General features: G+C 67.3%; 1 pseudogene. It reads left to right on the top strand.

Annotated elements, in window-relative coordinates:
* Positions 1 to 93: 93 nt before the first annotated feature.
* Positions 94 to 792 (top strand): annotated as a pseudogene (locus FIP57_RS22955) (DDE-type integrase/transposase/recombinase); the annotation flags it as partial.

Below are 792 nucleotides of genomic sequence, written 5' to 3'. Positions count from 1 at the left end.
TGTCGACGACGCCTGAAAACTGACCCCCTATCGACGGTCGAAAACTGACCCCCTCCGAGACCCTGTGCTTAGTCATGAGACAGGGGTTGAGGAGTGTTGTCAGTGGAGGACTGGGCCGAGATCCGTAGGTTGCACCGGGCCGAGGGGTTGCCGATCAAGATGATCGCCAGGACGTTGAGCGTCTCGCGGAACACTGTGCGCGCGGCGCTGGCCGCTGAGGGTCCGCCGAAGTACGTCCGCCGGCCGACTGGGTCGGCGGTTGATGACTTCGAGCAGCGGATTCGTGAGCAGCTGCGGGCGGTGCCGACGATGCCGGCGACGGTGATCGCCGAGCGGGTCGGCTGGGATCGTGGATTGACGGTGTTCAAGGAGCGGGTCCGCGAGCTGCGACCGGCTTATCTGCCGCCGGATCCGGCGTCGCGCACCACCTACGAGGCCGGCGAGCTGGCGCAGTTCGACTTCTGGTTCCCTCCGATCGAGCTGCCCGTCGGCTTCGGACAGACCCGCACCGCGAAGCGGTTGCCGGTGATGACCACGGTGACCGGCTACTCCCGCTGGTCCGGTGGGGTGCTGATCCCGTCCCGTGAGGCCGAAGACCTCTATGCCGGCTGGTGGCGGCTGCTCTCGGAGCAGCTGCACGGTGTTCCGAAGACGCTGGTCTGGGACGGTGAGGGAGCGGTCGGGCGCTGGCGGGCACGGCAACCTGAGCTCACCGCGCACTGTCAGGCGTTCCGCGGTGTGTTGGGCGCGAAGGTGGTGATCTGCAAACCCGCCGATCCCGAGGCCAAGGGG

Origin of the sequence: Nocardioides caldifontis, assembly GCF_008087345.1 — a bacterium.
GTDB classification, from domain to species: domain Bacteria; phylum Actinomycetota; class Actinomycetes; order Propionibacteriales; family Nocardioidaceae; genus Marmoricola_A; species Marmoricola_A caldifontis.
The sequence above is the reverse complement of the archived record's forward strand: the minus strand, read 5'-3'. Positions and strand labels throughout refer to the sequence as shown.